The organism is Haloferax profundi (assembly GCF_001469865.1).
Classification (GTDB): Archaea; Halobacteriota; Halobacteria; order Halobacteriales; family Haloferacaceae; genus Haloferax; species Haloferax profundi.
In genome coordinates, this window is sequence record NZ_LOPV01000082.1 from 1 (window position 1) to 1,602 (window position 1,602).

General features: G+C 52.9%; 4 protein-coding genes. 2 read left to right on the forward strand and 2 right to left on the reverse strand.

Annotated elements, in window-relative coordinates; genetic code table 11:
• A partial coding sequence (locus tag AUR66_RS03860) for a ribbon-helix-helix domain-containing protein (RefSeq protein ID WP_058571185.1) occupies positions 1-213 on the reverse strand: 213 nt, incomplete at its 3' end.
• Between the two features lie 228 nt (positions 214-441).
• On the opposite strand from AUR66_RS03860, the gene AUR66_RS21085 reads away from it, so the two are divergent.
• Both AUR66_RS21085 and mntA read left to right on the forward strand, forming a co-directional pair.
• Positions 442-609 carry a hypothetical protein gene (locus AUR66_RS21085; RefSeq protein WP_157532987.1) on the forward strand — a complete coding sequence of 56 codons (168 nt, stop codon included), beginning with the start codon at positions 442-444 and terminating at the stop codon, positions 607-609.
• Between the two features lie 123 nt (positions 610-732).
• Complete coding sequence (gene mntA / locus AUR66_RS03865; protein WP_058571187.1) at positions 733-1,173, forward strand: type VII toxin-antitoxin system MntA family adenylyltransferase antitoxin; 441 nt, start codon at positions 733-735, stop codon at positions 1,171-1,173.
• A 148-nt stretch (positions 1,174-1,321) separates the two neighbouring features.
• Here mntA and AUR66_RS03870 read toward each other — a convergent pair whose 3' ends face one another.
• The gene (locus AUR66_RS03870) at positions 1,322-1,540 is read right to left on the reverse strand and encodes a hypothetical protein (protein WP_058571186.1); all 219 of its coding nucleotides are present in this window, start codon (positions 1,538-1,540) and stop codon (positions 1,322-1,324) included.
• Between the last annotated feature and the right edge of the window lie 62 nt (positions 1,541-1,602).

Consider the following 1,602-nt stretch of genomic DNA (forward strand, 5'->3'; position numbering starts at 1 on the left):
TTCGCTCGCTGCGATTTGCTTCCATCCTTCTCGCGAAAATTCGGGATGTTTGATGGCGTCACGAGCAGCGTAGCGGAGGAATTCGCTCCGTGAATTAAACCCCTGTTCTTCCCACGTCGTATCGATGTCTTCGAGGAAGGCTTTGCTAAGCCGGAGGTTTATCTGCACCATCTCCGGGCCGTTATTGCTGGCCCCTGTATCAGCATCGGACATATACGTATGCTATGCTTCCGTGTAGACATAAGCCTTCTCCGAAGAACCACCAGCGTTGTGATGTTGACTGGGCCGACCCGTTCAAACCTAGCGAGCGTCCACAGCATTGGTTGATTGTTAATAGGTTTATTGTTTGAGGGTCTCAACTCAAACACTAATCGGACACCAGCAGGCGCCAGTATTACAACTAGTAGACGATTTTGTAATCATAGACAGGAGGCACGTTCCATGCGCAATAAAACAGCAGACCTGTGGAAGCAAGCGATGGAATCAGAGAGGGATATCTCCGAAATTCAAGCCCAGCTGGCAGAACTCAATCAAGAGTTGAACTGGGATCGCGAGAATCTTCGTGAAGATATCTCGATTGGCCGAACGCAAGTTCGCACAGACGGCTAACGACTGGGGTGTTCCTTGTTCTAAATAGAACGTATGGATATACGCAGCTATAGCAGACGAATTTCCAGTCGAGATTTACTCAATGAGAACCGTTGCGTCGACTCCATCGACGATTCCATCCCGATGGAGACGATTCAAACCATTCTGCGGGAGCACTCGGTGCAGTGTGCACTCTGCTTCGGGTCCCACGCGACAGCAACCGCCCATCCAACGAGTGATATCGACATCGCGGTCGAGTTAGAAACGACTGAGCGTGAGAATCCGGCGTACAATGAGGCGTTCTTCAGTCTGAGCGCTGACCTGAGTGAGGCACTCGAAACGAATGATGTGGACCTTGTCGATATACACACCCTTTCACCACGCGTTGCTGCATCGGTCTTCGAGGAGGGAATCCTCCTTGTTGGCGACCTGGAACACGCCAAGGAGCTTCGGCGGCGTGTGACCGACAGATCGTCTGAGACTCGGTCGCCACGCGAACGCTTCGACGACGCACTCGCGAGGATTGATGAGCATCTCAGCGAGTCCAGTGGTCCGGCATCCGAGGAGCACGACCGACAGCGATGACTACCGATGTTTGGTTGAGAATACCGGTGACGGTGGTGTCTGTAGCAGGGACGCTGAGGTGTTAACCAACAACTCGCGAGGTACATGATTTGTGTTGGTTAATAGGACGGCGACTTCTCAGCGTCTCATTTTTGAGCGCTCGAGTGGGTCAACCGGTGAGTCGAAGCCCGTCCGTTGCTTCGTACAGATAGCCTTTCAGCAACAGCTGCTCGAGGAGGTCGTGTGCCTCGGGTCGCTCGAAGCCACCTGCAGTGAGAATATCGACAGCTGCGTCGTGTGTAATCGTCTCCTCGTCATCGACACCCTGCATGATGAGTCCAAGTGCAGCTTCTTGTGATGGCGTCAGCGGAGTCGACGAGTTCTGCATTCTCTCAGATACTGTCAGCAACTACCGAGACTGTTGGGGTTGTATCGGCTTCTTGAGCCTCT